Annotated in this window: 16 protein-coding genes; 3 read left to right on the top strand and 13 right to left on the bottom strand. The window is 62.7% G+C overall.

The window, feature by feature from the left end; genetic code table 11:
* Positions 1–4 precede the first annotated feature (4 nt).
* The 5 genes from AXF15_RS00230 to xerD form a co-directional block, all read right to left on the bottom strand.
* Entirely contained in the window at positions 5–745 is a 741-nt protein-coding gene (locus AXF15_RS00230) for an amino acid ABC transporter ATP-binding protein (RefSeq protein ID WP_066601621.1), read from the bottom strand.
* Complete coding sequence (locus tag AXF15_RS00225) at positions 732–1532, bottom strand: amino acid ABC transporter permease (RefSeq protein WP_066601618.1); 801 nt, start codon at positions 1530–1532, stop codon at positions 732–734. Before AXF15_RS00225 ends, AXF15_RS00230 begins: the two co-directional genes overlap by 14 nt.
* A gap of 97 nt (positions 1533–1629) precedes the next feature.
* Positions 1630–2370 carry a basic amino acid ABC transporter substrate-binding protein gene (locus AXF15_RS00220; RefSeq protein ID WP_066601616.1) on the bottom strand — a complete coding sequence of 247 codons (741 nt, stop codon included), beginning with the start codon at positions 2368–2370 and terminating at the stop codon, positions 1630–1632.
* A gap of 68 nt (positions 2371–2438) precedes the next feature.
* Positions 2439–5087 (bottom strand): CBS domain-containing protein, encoded by a 2649-nt coding sequence (locus tag AXF15_RS00215; protein ID WP_066601614.1) that lies wholly within the window; start codon positions 5085–5087, stop codon positions 2439–2441.
* A gap of 3 nt (positions 5088–5090) precedes the next feature.
* Positions 5091–5969: a site-specific tyrosine recombinase XerD gene (gene xerD, locus AXF15_RS00210; RefSeq protein ID WP_066601608.1), complete on the bottom strand. Its 879-nt coding sequence runs from the start codon at positions 5967–5969 to the stop codon at positions 5091–5093.
* A gap of 60 nt (positions 5970–6029) precedes the next feature.
* On the opposite strand from xerD, the gene folK reads away from it, so the two are divergent.
* The 3 genes from folK to fsa are packed head-to-tail and all read left to right on the top strand — an operon-like array spanning position 6030 to position 7466.
* A complete protein-coding gene (gene folK / locus AXF15_RS00205) occupies positions 6030–6542 on the top strand; it encodes a 2-amino-4-hydroxy-6-hydroxymethyldihydropteridine diphosphokinase (RefSeq protein WP_066601604.1) in 513 nt (170 codons plus the stop codon).
* An 8-nt stretch (positions 6543–6550) separates the two neighbouring features.
* On the top strand, positions 6551–6805 hold the full coding sequence (locus AXF15_RS00200) for a transcriptional regulator (RefSeq protein ID WP_066601602.1): 255 nt from the start codon (positions 6551–6553) through the stop codon (positions 6803–6805).
* A gap of 13 nt (positions 6806–6818) precedes the next feature.
* Entirely contained in the window at positions 6819–7466 is a 648-nt protein-coding gene (fsa, locus tag AXF15_RS00195; RefSeq protein WP_066601599.1) for a fructose-6-phosphate aldolase, read from the top strand.
* 257 nt (positions 7467–7723) lie between these two features.
* Here fsa and AXF15_RS00190 read toward each other — a convergent pair whose 3' ends face one another.
* From AXF15_RS00190 to AXF15_RS00155, 8 genes are all read right to left on the bottom strand, one after another.
* Complete coding sequence (locus tag AXF15_RS00190; RefSeq protein WP_066601594.1) at positions 7724–8092, bottom strand: YdbL family probable chaperone protein; 369 nt, start codon at positions 8090–8092, stop codon at positions 7724–7726.
* Positions 8093–8094: 2 nt separating this feature from the next.
* Positions 8095–8292, bottom strand: a complete 198-nt coding sequence (locus tag AXF15_RS00185; RefSeq protein ID WP_066601591.1) for a hypothetical protein — start codon at positions 8290–8292, stop codon at positions 8095–8097.
* Between the two features lies 1 nt (position 8293).
* Positions 8294–10909, bottom strand: coding sequence for an intermembrane phospholipid transport protein YdbH family protein (locus AXF15_RS00180; RefSeq protein WP_066601588.1), 2616 nt, complete (start codon positions 10907–10909; stop codon positions 8294–8296).
* Positions 10910–11163: 254 nt separating this feature from the next.
* Positions 11164–12321 carry a class I SAM-dependent RNA methyltransferase gene (locus AXF15_RS00175; RefSeq protein ID WP_066601586.1) on the bottom strand — a complete coding sequence of 386 codons (1158 nt, stop codon included), beginning with the start codon at positions 12319–12321 and terminating at the stop codon, positions 11164–11166.
* The gene (gene speB / locus AXF15_RS00170; RefSeq protein ID WP_066601583.1) at positions 12318–13196 is read right to left on the bottom strand and encodes an agmatinase; all 879 of its coding nucleotides are present in this window, start codon (positions 13194–13196) and stop codon (positions 12318–12320) included. Before speB ends, AXF15_RS00175 begins: the two co-directional genes overlap by 4 nt.
* A 154-nt stretch (positions 13197–13350) precedes the next feature.
* Positions 13351–13977, bottom strand: a complete 627-nt coding sequence (locus tag AXF15_RS00165) for an SPOR domain-containing protein (RefSeq protein WP_066601582.1) — start codon at positions 13975–13977, stop codon at positions 13351–13353.
* A 2-nt stretch (positions 13978–13979) separates the two neighbouring features.
* Positions 13980–15635, bottom strand: a complete 1656-nt coding sequence (gene argS, locus AXF15_RS00160) for an arginine--tRNA ligase (protein ID WP_066601580.1) — start codon at positions 15633–15635, stop codon at positions 13980–13982.
* Entirely contained in the window at positions 15632–16567 is a 936-nt protein-coding gene (locus tag AXF15_RS00155; RefSeq protein ID WP_066601578.1) for an ACP S-malonyltransferase, read from the bottom strand. The genes argS and AXF15_RS00155 overlap by 4 nt, the downstream gene beginning before the upstream one ends.
* Positions 16568–16639 lie beyond the last annotated feature (72 nt).

The following is a 16639-nucleotide window of genomic DNA, read 5'->3' as shown; positions in this document are numbered from 1 at the left end:
GTGTCTACAGGATTTGGCTCAGAAATTTCCGGGTGCGGTCCTGCTCCGGATTGGCGAAGAAATGCTCCGGCGTTCCGGCTTCCACAATCTGCCCGTGATCCATGAACACGATGCGGTCGGCCACTTCGCGGGCAAAGCCCATCTCGTGGGTGACCACGACCATGGTCATGCCTTCGCGGGCCAGCGTGACCATGACGTCGAGCACCTCGCCGATCATTTCCGGGTCCAGGGCGGACGTGGGTTCGTCGAACAGCATGATTTTCGGGTTCATGGCCAGAGCCCGGGCGATGGCCACCCGCTGCTGCTGGCCGCCCGAGAGCATGGACGGGTAGACTTCGGCCTTGTCCCGGATGCCGACCTTGTCCAGAAGCCCCAGGGCTCTTTTCCTCGCCTCCATCTCCGGCACCTTCTTGAGCTTCATGGGGGCCATGGTCAGGTTGCCCAGCACGGTCTTGTGCGGAAACAGGTTGAAGCTCTGGAAGACCATGCCCAGCTCCTGGCGGATGACATTGATGTCGCTGCCGTGGGCGTAGATATCCTGGCCGTCCACCACGATGCTGCCGCTGTCGATGGTTTCCAGGCGGTTGATGGAGCGCAGCAGGGTGGACTTGCCCGAGCCGCTCGGCCCGATGATGACCACCTTCTCCCCGGCGTTTACGGTCAGCGTCACGTCGTGCAGGGCCTGAAGCTGGCCGTAGAACTTGTAGACATTGGAAATTTCAATGATGGGCCTAGTCCCGTTCATAGTAATTCAACCTCTGCTCCATTTTGCTCACGGCCTTGGACAGAAAGAGCGTGATGACCAGATAGACCAGCGCCACCATGGTGTAGGCCTCGAAGTACAGGAAGGATTCGCCGGCAAATTCGCGGCCGCGCCGCAGCAGGTCCGACACGGCCAGGATGGACACCAGGGAGCTGTCTTTCAGCAGGGCGATGAATTCGTTGCCCACGGGCGGCAGGATGGTCCGCCAGGCCTGGGGCAGAACGACCAGCAGCATGGTCTGGGCGCGGCTGAAGCCGAGGGATCTGGCCGCCTCGGCCTGCCCCTTGTCGATGGATTCGATGCCCGCCCGGAAGACCTCGCCCATGTAGGCGCCGTAACAGATGCCCATGGCCACCACGGCCGCGGCCAGAGGCGGCAGGTTCTGGAAAATCTGGATGCGGCCCAGAGCGTAGTAGATGTAGAAAAGCTGCACCAGCAAGGGAATGCCGCGGATGATTTCCACATAGGTGGAAGCGGCGAGATTGACGAGTCTGTTCCGGGACAGCCGCCCAAGTCCCGTGACGAGCCCCAGCACCAGAGAGAACAGGATGGACAGGATCGTGACCTGAAAGGTGACCAGCACTCCGTCGGGCAGAAACTGGAGGATGCGCCAGTAAGGGTCGGGTTCGGCCACGCACAGATAGATGATGGTTCCGACGGCTCCGAAAAACGTGAGCCACCAGGCGTTGAACAGTCCGGCGTCCTTCCTGCGCGGGATGGCCGCGCCGTCGCCGATATGGATTTCCTTCTGTGAATATTTCTGGGTCATGGCCTTTCCTGACGGAGTTGCGTGCCGAGACCGGCGTCTTTTCCCGCGAAGGGGGGAAAATGAAAAAAGCCGGAGCGGGGGCTCCGGCCGGTGACCGTTAGCGTGTGCCGAACCACTTGGCGTAGATGGCGTCGTATTCGCCGCTTTCCCGGACTTTTTTCAGTCCTTCGTTGATCAGCTGGCGGGTGGCGTCGTCGCCCTTTTTCACGGCGATGCCCAGATATTCCGGCTTTTCCGGGGCGATGAGGTGAACCAGGGCCAGCTTCTTGGAGTATTCCTTGTGCTGGAGGGCGTAGTTGGAGGCTACGGCGTCATCGGCGATGACGGCGTCGATGCGGCCGTTGTAGAGGTCCTCCACGGCCAGCCCGATTTCGTCATAAGATCTGGCCATTTTTCCGGCGATTTTCTTGGCCATGAAATAGCCGGTGGTGCCCATCTGGGAGCCGACGGTCTTGTCCTTCAGGTCGTCCGCCGAGGAAATGGCCGAGCCTTTGGGCATGATGACCCCCTGTTTGACGTCGAAATAGGGGTCCGCGAAGTCCATGTTCTTGCTGCGGTCTTCGGTGATGGACACGGAGGAGCAGATGGCGTCGTACCTGCCGGCGGCCAGACCGGCGAAAATACCGTCCCAGGCCGTGTTCTTGAGAATGGGAGTAAAGCCCGCCGCCTTGCCGATGGCCATGACCAGTTCGGGCGCGAAACCCACGACATTCTTGTCGGCGTCGAGCATTTCCATGGGCGGATACGTGGCGTCCACCGCGAACACCACGTCCTTGGCCAGGGCGGTTCCGGACAGACAACAGAAAAACGCCAGAACAACGATGAAGCGAGCGCGCATACGTCCTCCAGGTCAGAGAGTTACAGGGCCGTAAAGCCCGAAACGGTTAAAGAATCGGGGCCGCCAGGTCAAGAAACGGGCCGCTCTCCCAGGGAACGGATCACCCGGGCCGCGTGCTCCAGCTGCTCCTCGCGGGTTTTGACCCGGCCATTCAGGACGGCCCGCTTCACGGCCTCCAGGATGATCGAAAAACTCGGTCCGGGAGCCACGCCCATGGCCTTGATGTCCGCGCCGGAAATGGCCACGTGCACGTCCTGAAGGGTGGTCAGAAAACGGGAAATGGCTTTCTTGAGCTCCTGCTTGCGCTGCTTGGCCATGGCGTAGAGCAGGCCCTCCAGGGGGACTGGAGAGAGAATGTCGTAAAGTTCCGCCGAAGAGCCGTTCGTCCGCCCCCACTGGGCCAGCTGCATGGCCATGAATCGCAGCTGCCTGCGCGTGCTTTCCACCAGTTCCGTCCGCCTGGGGACGAATTGCAGGCGGCTGGTCAGCAGGTCCACGCTGGTCGCGTCGAATCCCGAAACCAGGCCCAGAAAATAGACGATCCATACGTCCGGAGCCTCTTCCCGGTACAGCAGCCGGTACCACGTCACCACGCGCTCGATTTCCTCCAGCAGCCGTTCCTTGCTGGGCGGGAAGTGCAGTAGCGGGTGGATGGCCTGAAGCAGGCCCAGATCGCGCATGCGGACCAGACCGGCCACCGGGGCCGCGTCCTCGGCCAGCAAGCGCAGCTCGTGCCGGATGCGTGCGCCGGACAGACGCTGGAAAATGTTCAGGCGCACGGCGTTTTTGATGAGCCTCTCGGTCTGAGCGCCGATTCGGAACTGGAAGCGGCCCTCGAAGCGGATGGCCCGGATGATGCGGGTGGGGTCTTCCACGAAGGACAGGGAATGCAGAGCGCGGATCACGCCGTCCTTCAGGTCCTGCTGCCCGCCGAAGAAATCCACCAGCCGCCCGAAGTGGGCCGGGCTCAGGTGCACGGCCAGAGTGTTGATGGAGAAATCCCGGCGGTACAGGTCCATTTTCAGGGAAGACAGCTCCACCACGGGCAGGGCGGCCGGGTACTCATAGTACTCCAGGCGGGCCGTGGCCACGTCGACCTTCTGGCCGGAAGGCAGAATGAGAACGGCCGTGCGGAATTTCAGATGCGGCCGGATGCGGGCTCCCAGACGCTCGCCCAGGGTCTGGGCGAAGGCCACGCCGTCGCCTTCCACCACCAGATCGATGTCGTCGTTGGGAATGCCCAGCAGCATATCCCGCACAAAGCCGCCCACGGCGTAGACATCCATACCCATTTCCCGGCCGGTGCGGCCCGCCAGCCGGAGCAGTTCCAGCATGTCCGCGGGCAGACGCTCCCGCAGCAGGTGCTGGATGTTCTTCTCCTGCCGCTTGCCCGGAAACAGGGAGTCCGGAAAGCGGGCGGGTTCCTGCACCAGCAGGTTGATCAGATCCGTGCGGGTGATGACTCCGACCATCTCCTGCCCGCGCAGCACCGGCACCAGCCGCTGCCGCTCCCCCAGGATGATCTCCATGATCCGGTACAGGTCCTCGTCTTCGGTGACGGTGGAAAAATCCTCCTGCATGTATTCGGCCACCCGTTCCGCTCCCAGCCCGTGCCCCACGGCCTTTTCCGCCACGCTGTTCTCGATGATGCCGCAGACCTGCTCCCCGTACTCCATGACGGGCAGGGCTTTCAGGCCGTAGCGGATCATCACCTCGGCGGCCTGGGCCACGGTCTGTCCGGCCTGGATGCGGACCACCGGCGAAGACATGAACTTGCGGACCACCATCTGCGGATTGATGTGGGAGTAGAGCAGGGCGAAAAGCTCGTCCTTCACCTGGGAAATGGTGCGGTCCTTGATGGAGGCCGAGGCCGCGTAGGCGTGTCCGCCTCCGCCGAAGGAAGCGCAGATGACGCTCACGTCCACTTCCGGAGCCCTGCTGCGGGCCACGAGCTGGATTCTGTTGCCCATGCGCCCGATGGCGAAGAGGACGCGCATGTTTTCCATATCCATCAGTTTGTGGATGAGCAGGGCGAAATCTCCGACGTAGGCGTCCAGATCCACTTCGGTCACCACCACGCTGATGCCGCTGATGGAGTGCGTGGCGGCGGTCTCGATGAGCTGCGAAAGAATGGCCACCTGTTCGGCGGACAGCTCCCGGTTCATGATTTCACGGATGGTTTCCAGCTCCATGCCCTGGGTCTTGAGCCAGGCCGCGGCCTCGAAATCGTGCTCCGTGGTGGAGTTGAAGGTGAAGCCCCCGGTGTCCTCGAAGATGCCAAGGCCCATGATGGTGGCCTCGTCGGGCGTCACGGACAGGGACAGCTCCCGCAGGCGGGAGACCATGATGGCGGTGGTGGAGCCCCAGATCTCGCAGTATTCCACATCGGCGGAAATGGAGTCCTCCGTGGGCGGGTGGTGGTCGAAGAGATGGATGGAAAGCCCCGGCAGGGAAAAGAGGGCGTCCACATGCTCCAGCCGGGATCTGTTCCGGGTGTCGACGATGACCAGGCGGCGTATTTCCTTCGTGTCCAGATCCTTCAGGTTCTTGAAGTCGAAGAGATACATGACGCTCTGGATGAAATAGTCCTTGAGGGAGCCGTCCTGAGTGCCCGGAAAGATCATGGCCGCGCCGGGATACAGCTTTCCGGCGGCGATCATGGCGGCCAGGGCGTCGAAATCCGCGTTGGCGTGGCAGGTGATGACGGTGTCGGACATGGTTCACGCGCGGGGATGGAAGGTGCGGTGCAGGCCGAGCATGCGCGCGGATTGCACGTGGGTGTATATTTCCGTGGCCATGATGTCGCTGTGTCCGAGCAGAATCTGGACCGTGCGCAGGTCGGCACCGCCTTCGAGCAGATGTGTGGCGAAGGAATGGCGCAGGGTGTGGGGGGAAACCGCGCGTGTGATGCCTGCCTCAAGCGCGTAGCGCCGGATCAGCTTCCACACGCCCTGCCGGCTCAGGGCGCGGCCCGAGCGGTTCAGGAAAACCGCGCCGCATTTGGGACTGAAGAGGGGCCGCCAGTGCCGGATATAATCCAGCAGCAGGGAGACGGCCGAGTCGTGTACGGGGACGAGCCGCTCCTTACTGCCTTTGCCCAGAATGCGCAGCAGCCCCGCCTGCGCGTCGAAATCGGACAGGTCGAGCCCCGTCAGTTCAGACACGCGCAGGCCGCAGGCGTAGAGGAGTTCCAGCATGGTCCGGTCTCTGAAGCCCAGGCGTTCGCCCTTGAGAGGCCGGTCCAGCATGGCCAGAATCTCTTCCCGGCTCAGCACACTAGGCAGTCTGCGCAGGAGTTTCGGGCTGTCTAGAAGGGCGGCCGGACTGGCGGCGAGGCGGCCCTCGCGCAGGAGGTAATCGAAAAACCCGCGCAGGCTGGAGACGGTCCGGGCGACGGACGCGTTCCCGAGGCCCTTGCGGCGCAGATGCACCAGATAGAGAAAGAGGACATGCTCATCCACGCTTTCCAGAGAGCCGGAGTGTTCCAGCAGAAAATCCCGGAAGAAAAACAGGTCCGAGCCATAGGCTTCCACGGTCTTCTCGGCCAGCCCGCGGATGACGGTGAGATGTTCGAGATAGCGGTCGATGTCTTCCTGCATGCCGGGCAGGGTACATCTTCGCCCCTTGTCTGCACAAGGTGAAATAGGTAGTCCCCTCCCATGTGCGAGCCCCTTTTCCGGACGGGATACATCGGCCTCGGCTCCAATATGGGGGACCCCGGAGCGTACCTGCGCCGGGCTCTGGACGCCCTGAACGGCGCGGAGCATACGGAGGTGGAAGACGTTTCCCCCGTTTTCCGCACCGAGCCCCAGGGGCTGCGCGGCCAAGCGTGGTTCAGCAACTGCGTGGCCCGCATCCGGACGGCTCTGGGGCCGGAGGCTCTGCTGGCCACCCTGGCCGGAATCGAAGCGCGGCTCGGGCGCGTGCGGGAGCTGAAGTGGGGGCCCAGAACCATAGATCTGGACATCCTGCTGCTGGGGGACATCCGCTGGAGTTCGGACACGCTGGAAATTCCGCATCCGCGCATGTGCGGGCGGGCCTTTGTGCTGGTGCCGCTCATGCATCTGGCCCCGGACATCCTGATTTCCGGCCGGACGCCCGCCGACTGGCTGTCCGGGCTCGTCTATTCCGTAAACGGCGACGCCATCCGTCAGGAAGAATCTGACGCCTAGGAGTGCACATGCTCAAGTTTTTCATTTTCGCGGCGGCCTGTTACCTTCTGTACAAGCTCTTCATGAACGACAGAAAGAAGAAAGCCCAGGTCCGGACGGCCCGGAACGAGGCCATGGCCAAGGAAGGCGTGCTGGTCAAAGACCCTGTCTGCGGAACCTATGTATCCAGAGATTCGGACATCCGGATCAAGGATGGCGGCGAGGTGCGCTGTTTCTGCAGTTACGAGTGCCGGGACAAATATCTGAAAGAGCTTCAATCCTGACCGGGAGGGAACCATGCAGTTTTTCATCGACACGGCGAATCTGGAGGAAATCCGCGAGGCTCAGAAAATGGGTCTGGTGGATGGCGTAACCACCAATCCGTCCCTGATGGCCAGGGAAAGTGGAGACTGGCGCGAGCGGGCCAGAGAAATCTGCGCCCTGGCGCCCGGTCCGGTCAGTCTGGAAGTCATCGCCCTGGACGCCGAGGGCATGATCCGTGAAGCGCGCGAACTGGTGGAATTCGGCCCTGATGTGGTGGTCAAGATCCCCATGACCCTGGATGGCATGAAGGCCGTGCGCGCCCTGAAAGCCATGCACATCGACACCAACGTGACCCTGGTCTTTTCCGCGGCCCAGGCTCTGCTCGCCGCTAAAGCCGGAGCGACGTATGTCAGCCCATTTGTAGGCCGCCTGGACGACGCGGGCCAGAACGGTATGGATCTGGTGCGCCAGATTCTGACCATATACAGGAACTACGGGCTGGAAACGCGGATTATCGCGGCCAGCATCCGCAGCCCCATGCATGTGCTCGACGCGGCTCTGGCTGGAGCGCATATCGCCACTGTGCCGTACAAGATTCTGATGCAACTGGCCGCCCACCCGCTGACAGACAAAGGGATCGATGCATTCCTCGCAGACTGGAAGAAAAAGGCCGGTGAATAATAGAAGTCATTTTGCGCCAGCCGCTGGACACATCCGCTGAGGATAGCCTGTTCCCCACACTTGGTCATAGGTAAAACTTTCATCCGTCAGGACGGGGTTGTCGGAGCGGATGAGCCGGTCCAGCTTGTCATAGCTGTAGGCATAGGCCCCGTGCTCGGTGTCCTTCTTCTGGACGCTTCCAACGTCATCGTATTTATCATGGAACAGTGAAATAGCTATGCCGCCGGGGGCTCTTACTCACCCGGCGGTTGTTACAGCTATTTCCGGGACCATGTGCCGCCGCTGTCCTGAATCCAGGTTCCGGCGGGTTCTCTGGATGCGATCTGTGCGGCGCGGGCTTGGCCCACGAATTCCGGCGTGGTGTTCTGGCGCGCGGCAATGGCTTCGTACACGGCCCGGCGGTCCTGATTCTCGGCATCGATGACGGCGGCCTGGGCGCGGTCCCCTGTGCGGAACTCCAGAAAGCCCTGATTGTTTTCGCCCACCACGCCTTTGGTCTTGAGATCATTGATAACTGGCAGGCGGGCCATCATCCGGTCTTTGATGGGGTCGGCCCACAGGCTCTGGGCCATGAGCAGGACGGCCGCGAAGGCCAACAGAGCGGGAATGCGTATGACGAGTCGCATGATCACTCCTTGTTCAGCTTTTGCTTGGCTTGGTCGATGTCGCCGAAGAAGTCGTCCAGATCCTTCTGTACCCGGACATTGACATCGATGGTGATATGGATGGGTTTGACTTCCACCGGAGCCATCTGCACCTCGTGACGGGTGCTGCAGGCGCCTTGCGCGAGCAAAATGGCGGCCAGAGGGACGAAGAGAACGCGCACATCAGCCTCCTTTTTTCATCAATTCCAAAATGTTACGGTACTCCATGAGTTGATCCAGCGGCAAGCGGAAATTCGCGTCGAGACGGATGCCCTGAAAAGACGAGCCCGGCGACGAGGCCGACACGCGGGCAAAGCCGCCCACATCGCGGTTATAGACGAAGGGCAGGGGCTTGGCCGGTTTGCCGTCCAGTTCGAGGGATACGATCAGTTCACGATCCTGGGTGTTCATGCGGATTTTCGCCCACTCGTAGGAGAAATCCTTGAGGGCTTCGGCGGCCAGGTCGAGCTGGGCGTACTGTGGAGAGTCCGGGGGCACGCCTGCCGTCAGGATTTCCGTGCCCTGAATGCTCAGCACGCCTTTTTCGCCCGGTGTAGAATACAGAAAGCCGTCGTCGAAGCTCAGTAATCCCCCGGCGTAGTGCAGAGGAATGCGCCCGTTGGCCGTGCCGCCGCCCCGCACCTGGGTCATGCCGAACTGCTCCAGGGCCTGGGCCAGTTGCACCCGGTCGCAGTAGAGTTCCACCCGGTAGTCTTCCACGGAGGGATTGATCCGGAAGGCGTGCGTGCCCACGCGTCCCCCGGCCCAGTGCAGGGCGCAGCCCTCCACCAGAAAGCTGTGCGGGCCTTCCATCTGGAAACGGATATCGCCTTTTTCCAGGTTCACGCCGCCCAGTTGCAGACGGTCAAAGGTCAGGCGCTGTTCCGGGTCCGAGCGCAGCTCCAGCGCATTGGCAAAAGACAGGGACACCTGTCCGCCGTCCAGTACGATTTTGGTCTGGTCATGGCGCATGGACGCCCTGGTCAGCTTGAGGCTGGCTGGAAGCCGGGGCGCGCCCTGGCTCAGGTCGATCCGCGCCGTGGCGTCCAGCCGGGCCGTTCCGGTGATGGCACCCAGGGCCGGGTTTATGCGGGCCAGATTCCCGGGAAGGGTGATATTCTGACCGGCCTTGAGCTCCGTCCACGAAGCCGCGGGATCCATGAAATCGGCCTGGCCTCTGATGACCGCGCGGAGGTTCACGGGCGTCACGGAGACGGTACCGTCCAGCTCCAGCCCGCGTGAGTTCTGCTTCAGGTGTGTGGAAATTCTGGCCAACTCCTTGCCTTTCCAGTTCAGATTGCAATTCACGTGGCCGGATTCTCCGGCGGGAGCGGGCCAAGCCAGGGGCAGACGCATGTCCGCCTGGCCGGATACGCCTTTGTCTTTGAAGCGTGCCCTGGCGCTGATCTCTCCACGCAGGGTTCCGTCACTGTCAAAACGCAGGTTCCCCGACACGGGATTGACGGAAAAGGAGGCGCTTTCCTGTTTTCCGTCCAGCCGCCCGCCGGAAAAATCGAGGCGGCCGCTGCCGCCATGGCCTTTCAGGGAGGCGTTGGTACTGAACACAAGTCCGCTGAGGGTTGCTGTGGCCGATTTCCGGGACAGCCGCAGCGGGCCGGGACGGAACACGCCTTCCACGCGACTGTCTTCATTTCCAATGAATGCGGTGCCATTCAGTATTCCCGGTTCCAGTATCACGTTGACGTCCCGGCTCGGACTGAACCGCACGGCGTGCAGGTTGGCCGACAGGTCGGCCTTCAGAGCGGCGTTTTCGTGGGCGACGTCAAGGCTGCCGTCCACGCGGACGGGGTCTGTCAGGCCCGCTTCCGGGAGCCGGTCCAGCAGGACGCGCCAGCCGCAGCCCGCACGACCGGTATCCGGCCGGAAGCGCAGGTCATGAATTTCGATTTCCACGGGCCAGGGCTGGCTCAGGCGCAGGGGTGCGCTCCGGGCCGTCACTTCGCGGCCATCCCATCGGGCATGGAGAGTCGTGGCGTTCTCCTGAATCAGATGGCGGCCCGCAACCAGCGTCTGGATGGAGTTTAAGGTCAGGCTGGCGTTGCCGCCGGAAGGAGCGATGCCGGCCTGGGCGCTGAGCACACCGTCAAGGAGCGGGAGCTGTCCGGGCACAAGACTGGACAGCGCGGCCACGGACGCACCGGGTATGGCGCCGGACAGGCGGAAGGATCTGGTTTCGGGCGAGGCGTCGAGGGAGAACAGAATATCCTGTCCGGCCAGAGCGGTTTGCACGTCCAGCGTCATGCGTTTCGGGCCGCACAGCGTGCCGTTCACGGCAAAGGGCGCTTCCAGACGCAACGCCCGGCCGTTCAGGCTGACCCGGCCATCTGCGGAAATGGTATCGATGTGCGGAAGTTCCGGCGCGGAAGAGTCTTCCTTCGCCGGAGAGACAGACAGGCCGGGCAGTTCCCAGCCGGAGGCGGTTTCGCGCAGTTCAGCCTCCAGTCCCAGAATATGCACGGAGTCCAGACGCTTTCGCAGCAGGCCGGACAGGGTCCAGTCCGTATGGACGGCGGCGATACGCAGCCCGGAATCCGGTCCGAGACTGACCACACCCATATCCATGCCGGTCAGGCTCAGGCGGCGGATGTCGGCTTCGAGGGCTGGTGCCTGCAATGCGTCGCGTACCATCGGCGTGAGCAGGGTTTGAGCCAGCCAGGGCAGGGCGGCGTGGGCCGCCAGTAAAAAAATGGCTGCAACCGTCAGAACCTTGAGCGGGATGCGAAACCAGCGTTTCGGGCGGTGCGGCTTCCGGGCGGGGCCTGGATCAGTTTCGGACATGGCGCAGTTTACCAGAGGCAGGGATAAAGCCGCAATCGGATTTGGATGGCATTCTCACGATGTTGAATCCCGTGAGGCAGTTATTGTGAGTAACGCAGGCGGATAGTGCTTTTCGGAGAGGAGGAGCGAACGGAATTTTGATCGGACAACATCGGGGAAATCATGCCGTCTGTGGGCATGACATGTGTTTCTGGACTGGAATCTCATGGCGAGACTGTCCAAAACACATTGAATATAGCCCCGCTTTCGAGTGCCTATGCATCCGGCCGGTCCAGAACCATGAGCACTTCCATGTGCCAGGTGCCGGGAAACATATCCAGCAGGACCAGGTCTGAAATTCGCCAGCCGGCCCGCAAGAGCGGCCGGGCGTCGCGGAGGGTGTTGACCACGTCGCAGGATACCCAGACTAGCCGTCGCAGACTGGAGATGGACATGAGGGCCGCGCCGATGTCTTTGGCTCCGGCACGGGGCGGGTCCAGCACGGCGGCCTGGGGCAAGAAATGCCGGACCGGCTCCCACGACGCCGGACGGGCCAGATTCGCGCCGCGAAATTCGGCCTGGGCAAGGCCCAGACGGCGGGCGTTGTCTGCGCCGCAGCGCGCGGCGGCAGAGGAGCCTTCCACGGCCAGCACGGTCTTCCCCCGGCGGGCCAGGGGCAGGGCGAAGTTCCCCGCACCGGAAAAGAGATCGGCGACGCGTCCGAATCCATCCAGAGCGGCCACGACTTCGCGGATCAGCGTCTGGTTCAGTTCCCAGTTGGCCTGAAAGAACGTGCCGGGCGGCACCCGCAGATCTAGATCGAAATCCGGTATGGGCAGTATAAGTCCGCCGCGGCCTCTCTCGGTGAAGGTCTCTTCCGTGGCCGGACTGGCCGCAATGGTGAAGCGTCCGTCGGGCAGCGAACGCGCGAGATTTTCCATGTCGGCGGCCAGGGGCGGGCTCAGCAGATGGCAATCGGTCAGGGGCGCGAGGTCGTTACTGGCGTGCCCCATGGTGTGCGGCCGGCCGTTGCGGACATGAATCTGCCCGCGCCAGCGGTAACGCCATCCTCTGGGAGCGGGAATGACGCGCAAACCCGCGAGAACATCTGGCTCAAGGGACCGGCTCGCCGTGTCCCGCAGCATGTCCTCCTTGATCCGGGCGCTGGCTTCGGGCTCCAGAACGCCGAAGCGGGAACCGCCGCAATCCCCTGCATGGGGGCAGGGGTGAGGGCGGCGCAGGGCCGAGGGCGCAAGTATTTCCACGGACTCGGCGCGCGTGTAATCCTTGTGGTCCGCCAGAACACGGGCAGCGATGCTTTCTCCGGGCAGTACACCGGGTTCGATCATGACGGCCTTGCCGGAGTCCAGCCGGGCCAGTCCGCGTCCCCGCCACAGCAGTTTTTCGACGCGCAGGGTCAGCAGATCATTCATTTTCCGGACAGGCCGAGCCAGGCGGTGAGCACGCGCTGGATGATTTTCACGGCGGCGGTCTCCGAAACCTGGGAGCCGTGGATGGGCGCCAGCTCACACACATCCATGCCGATCAGTTCCGGGCCGCCGCCCTGCCACAGCTCCTTCCAGAAAGCTGCCATCCACCAGTAGGAAATGCCGCCGGGCTCGGGCGTTCCCGTGCCGGGGATGACGGAGGGGTCCATGCCGTCCACGTCGAAAGAAATGTAAAGGGGACGGTCGCCCGTGAATTTCCGAAGCATGGCCGCCGCCTCCTTCGGTTCGGGCAGTTCCCAGGCGAAGAGGGTCCGCAGCCCGGCCGGGTTTTGAGCGCGCATGAAGTCCTGCTGCTCGCGGCATATGGAACGGATTCCCATCTGGAACAGAGGGATGCCCAGCTCCCTGGCCCTGGCCATGATACAGGCGTGGGACAGGGGGCTGTCTTCGTAGGAGGAGCGCAGGTCGGCATGGGCGTCCACATGCAGGATGACCATGTCCGGCCGGGCCTGCCGGTAGAATTCAAAGACGGGCAGGGGGATGGAGTGGTCGCCGCCCAGAGTCAGCAGAAAATCGTTGGCGGCGTCGAGCCCGTGCAGAACTTCGGCCAGTCGGCGGTGCATGGCCTCGGGTCCTCCGGCGGGCGGATGCACGGCGGGCAGGGGCGTGAAGCGGGCCAGGTCGGCCAGATCCAGATCCAGCTCCGGATCGTAGGACTCTACTTGGACACTGGCCCGGAACATGGCCTCGGGACCCAGACGGGTCCCTGTGCCGAAGCTGACGGTACCCTCGTAGGGCACGGGCAGCACCAGAATGTTTTTTCCCTGGCGCGGTCCGAGATCGAAAAATTCATCGAGCATGCATCTTCCTCATGCCGGTTGGACGGGTTTGTCGCGGAGGCGGGTATAATCTTCTATGTGGCGGGAAGGGCCTGCATGCGGCCGGGCCGGTTCCGGAGATTCCATTTCCCGAACCGGCCCGAAGAAAAAACACCCCCGGATCCTGGGTTTTCCCTTACAGTGGCGTGCGCGAACGCAGCAGAATGTTGTTCTGTCCGGCTTTCTTGAGTTTTTCCCGGAGAGCCTTGGCCGATTCGACAGTGCCCTGATGGTGGACATACACTCTGTACCAGGTTTTGCCCTCGTGTCTGGCCGTGATCACGGAAGTCTTGAAGCTGCCTTCCAGCTGTTTCCGGATGGCCTGGGCCTGTTCCATGGAAGCCAGAGCAGCTACCTGATAATTGAAGACGAAAATTTCTTCCTTGGAGTCGCTCTGGGCCGCGGGCTTTACTTCCGGTTTGGTTCCGGACTTGGCGGGCGCAGCTTTGGCCTGGGTCGGCTTGCCCGTCCCGGGCGCAGCGGGGTCCTGTTTGAGTTTGTCGAAGAATTCCAGTTCCTCGGCCTTCAGCACTTCCTCATTCTTCTCGGTCAGCAGGGGAAACTCCTCCGGGAGGACCTCGCGCATCACGCTCTTGGCCACCTGCTCGGGCTGATGTCCACGGCCGACCATGACGCCCAGAATGAAGGACCAGGCCATGCCGATGACGACCAGAACCGCCAGAAACAGAAAACCGGAAAGGCTCAGCTGGAAGCTGAGCCCGGATTTTTCCTTTTTGTTCGTGCGTGGAAGACGTGTGCTCATGGCTACATGCGGTCCGGGGCCGTGACGCCCAGTAAATCGAGCCCGCGTCCGATCACTTCGGCCACAGCCGAGAAGAGCAGCAGGCGGGCCTGGAGCAGATCCCGGTCGTCGACGGAAAGGATGTGGTGTACGGTGTAGTAGCGGTGCAGAAGACCGGCCAGATCCATCAGGTAGAAGCTGATATGGTGCGGCGAGAGGGTTCGCGCGGCCAGTTCCACCGCGTCGGCGAATCCGTCCAGGCTTTTGAGCAGCGCCTTGTCCTCCGCGGTGTCGAGGCATTCCATGCGGGCCGCGGACGGTTCGGGCAGTTCCACGTTTTGCTCTTCGGCCTTGCGCAGGAGGGAGCGGATGCGGGCGTGGGCGTACTGTACATAATAGACCGGGTTGTCCATGGACTGCCGTTTGACCGCGTCCAGATCGAAGTCCAGATGGGAGTCGCTCTTGCGGGACAGGAAGATGAACCGGGCGGCATCCGCGCCCACTTCGGCGCAGACGTCGGCCAGGGTTTCGAATTTTCCGGCGCGGGTGGACATGGCCACCTGCTCGCCGCCCTGAATCAGATTGACCAGCTGCACCAGAATGACCTGCAGGGATTCCCGGTCCCGGCCCAGGGCTTCCATGGCGGCTTTCATCCGGGGCACATAGCCGTGATGGTCCGCGCCCCAGATGTCCACCATCAGGTCGAATCCGCGCGCGATCTTGTTGTCGTGGTAGGCGATGTCCGAGGCGAAATAGGTCAGCAGCCCGTTGGATTTGCGCAGCACCCGGTTTTTGTCGTCGCCGTAGTCCGTGGATCTGAACCACAGCGCGCCGTCTTTCTCGTAGGCCAGTCCTTCCCGGAGCAGACGGTCCAGTGTGGCTTCCACCTGTCCGGCGTCCACCAGGCTTTTTTCTGAAAACCAGTGCTGGTGCTCGACCCGGAATGCGGCCAGATCGGCCCTGATGCCGTCCAGAATGTCCCGCATGCCGCGCTCGTAACAGAGATCGATGGCTTCGGCTTCAGGCAGGTCGAGCAGGGCTTCTCCGTGTTCGGCCCGCAGACGGGCGGAGATGTCCTTGATGTAGTCGCCCCGGTAGCAGTCTTCGGGAAATTCCACCTGCCGGCCGCAGGCCTGCTGGTAGCGCACCCACACGGCCAGACCCAGCAGGCGCATCTGGCGCCCGGCGTCGTTCAGGTAGTATTCGGTTTCCACCTCGTGTCCGGTGAAGCGCAGCACACGGGTCAGGCTGTCGCCGATGGCCGCGCCCCGGCCATGTCCGATGTGCAGGGGCCCGGTGGGATTGGCCGAGACGTACTCCACCTGTACCCGGCGGCCCTGCCCCACATTCACGCGGCCGAAATCCCGGCCCTGGGTCAGGGCGTCCAGAGCCACGCTCTGCCAGAAGGTGTCTGTGAAAGTGAAATTGATGAAGCCGGGTCCGGCGATGTCGATGCGCTCCAGTTCGGGACAGACGGGTGCAAGCTCCGCCTTGATGCTTTCGGCCAGGGCGCGTGGGTTTTCTCCCTTTTCGCGGGGCATGACCATGGCCACATTGGTGGCGATGTCGCCGTGCTGCTCGTTTTTGGGCGGTTCCACAGTGGTTTTGGGCGGGAGCCCAAGACCGTGCCCGGCCATGAGGGCGGTCAGTTTTTCAAGGATGTAGGTTCTGGCTTTCATGCGAGGGACTCCAACCGGGCCGCCTGTTCCAGCGTGCCGATATCCATGGCGGTCACACCGTCTTTGTCCTTGAGGATGACCGTGATCATGCGGGCCAGGGCGCCTTTGGGCCCCAGCTCCACAAAGGCGCGCAGGCCGTCCTCATACTGGTGCAGGATGGTTTGGGTCCAGAGCACCGAAGAGGTCATCTGCTTTTTCATGATTTCGCGCACGGACGATCCGTCCGGTTCGGGCCGGGCGGTGACGTTCAGATAAACGGGGATGGCGGGATCGCGCCAGTCCATGCGGTTCATGTAGCCGGCCAGTTCGGCCTCGGCCTCGGCCATGTAGGGCGAGTGAAAGGCGTTGCACACGGGCAGGAGCACGGTCCGGCCTTTGAGGGCCTTGGCTCCGGCGCGGACATGATCCACGGCCTGGGCATGCCCGCTGATGGTGAACTGGGCGGGCGTGTTGAAATTGGCGATGCGGATTTCCTGACCGGTCAGGCCCGCCGCCTCGTTGACCAGGGTCTGCACCTGGGTTTCGTCCAGCTTGAGTACGGCGGCCATCTGACCGTCCTGGCTGCACGCATCCATGAGTCTGCCGCGCAGGCAGACCAGATTAAGGACTTCCTCCATGGACAGAACACCCGCCGCGAACAACGCGGCGTACTCGCCCAGACTGTGTCCGGCCACGGCTCCAGGCCGGAGTCTGGAGGCCAGGAAACACCACAGGTTCATGTTGACAACGGTCAGAGCCGGTTGCAGGTTCCGGGTCTCGGCCATGGCCGCCTCGTCCTGGCTCCAGTATATTTCCCGCAGAGGCAGGCCGCTGATCCGCTCCGCCTTTTTCCATAGATCCATGGCGTCGGACCAGTGTTCCGCCAAATCCCGGCCCATGTGGGTTTCCTGTGAACCCTGGCCGGGAAAAACGATGCTTTGCGTACCGTGCATACCGCCTCCCGAAAAAACTTCGCTGCTTGTAGCGGCAGCATTTCCGCAGGTAAAGGAAAAATCCCCCGGCCC

The sequence above is a fragment of the Desulfomicrobium orale DSM 12838 genome (assembly GCF_001553625.1).
In the GTDB taxonomy this organism is placed as follows: domain Bacteria; phylum Desulfobacterota; class Desulfovibrionia; order Desulfovibrionales; family Desulfomicrobiaceae; genus Desulfomicrobium; species Desulfomicrobium orale.
Note: the sequence above shows the minus strand (reverse complement) of the source record. Positions and strands in the feature narration are given on the sequence as shown.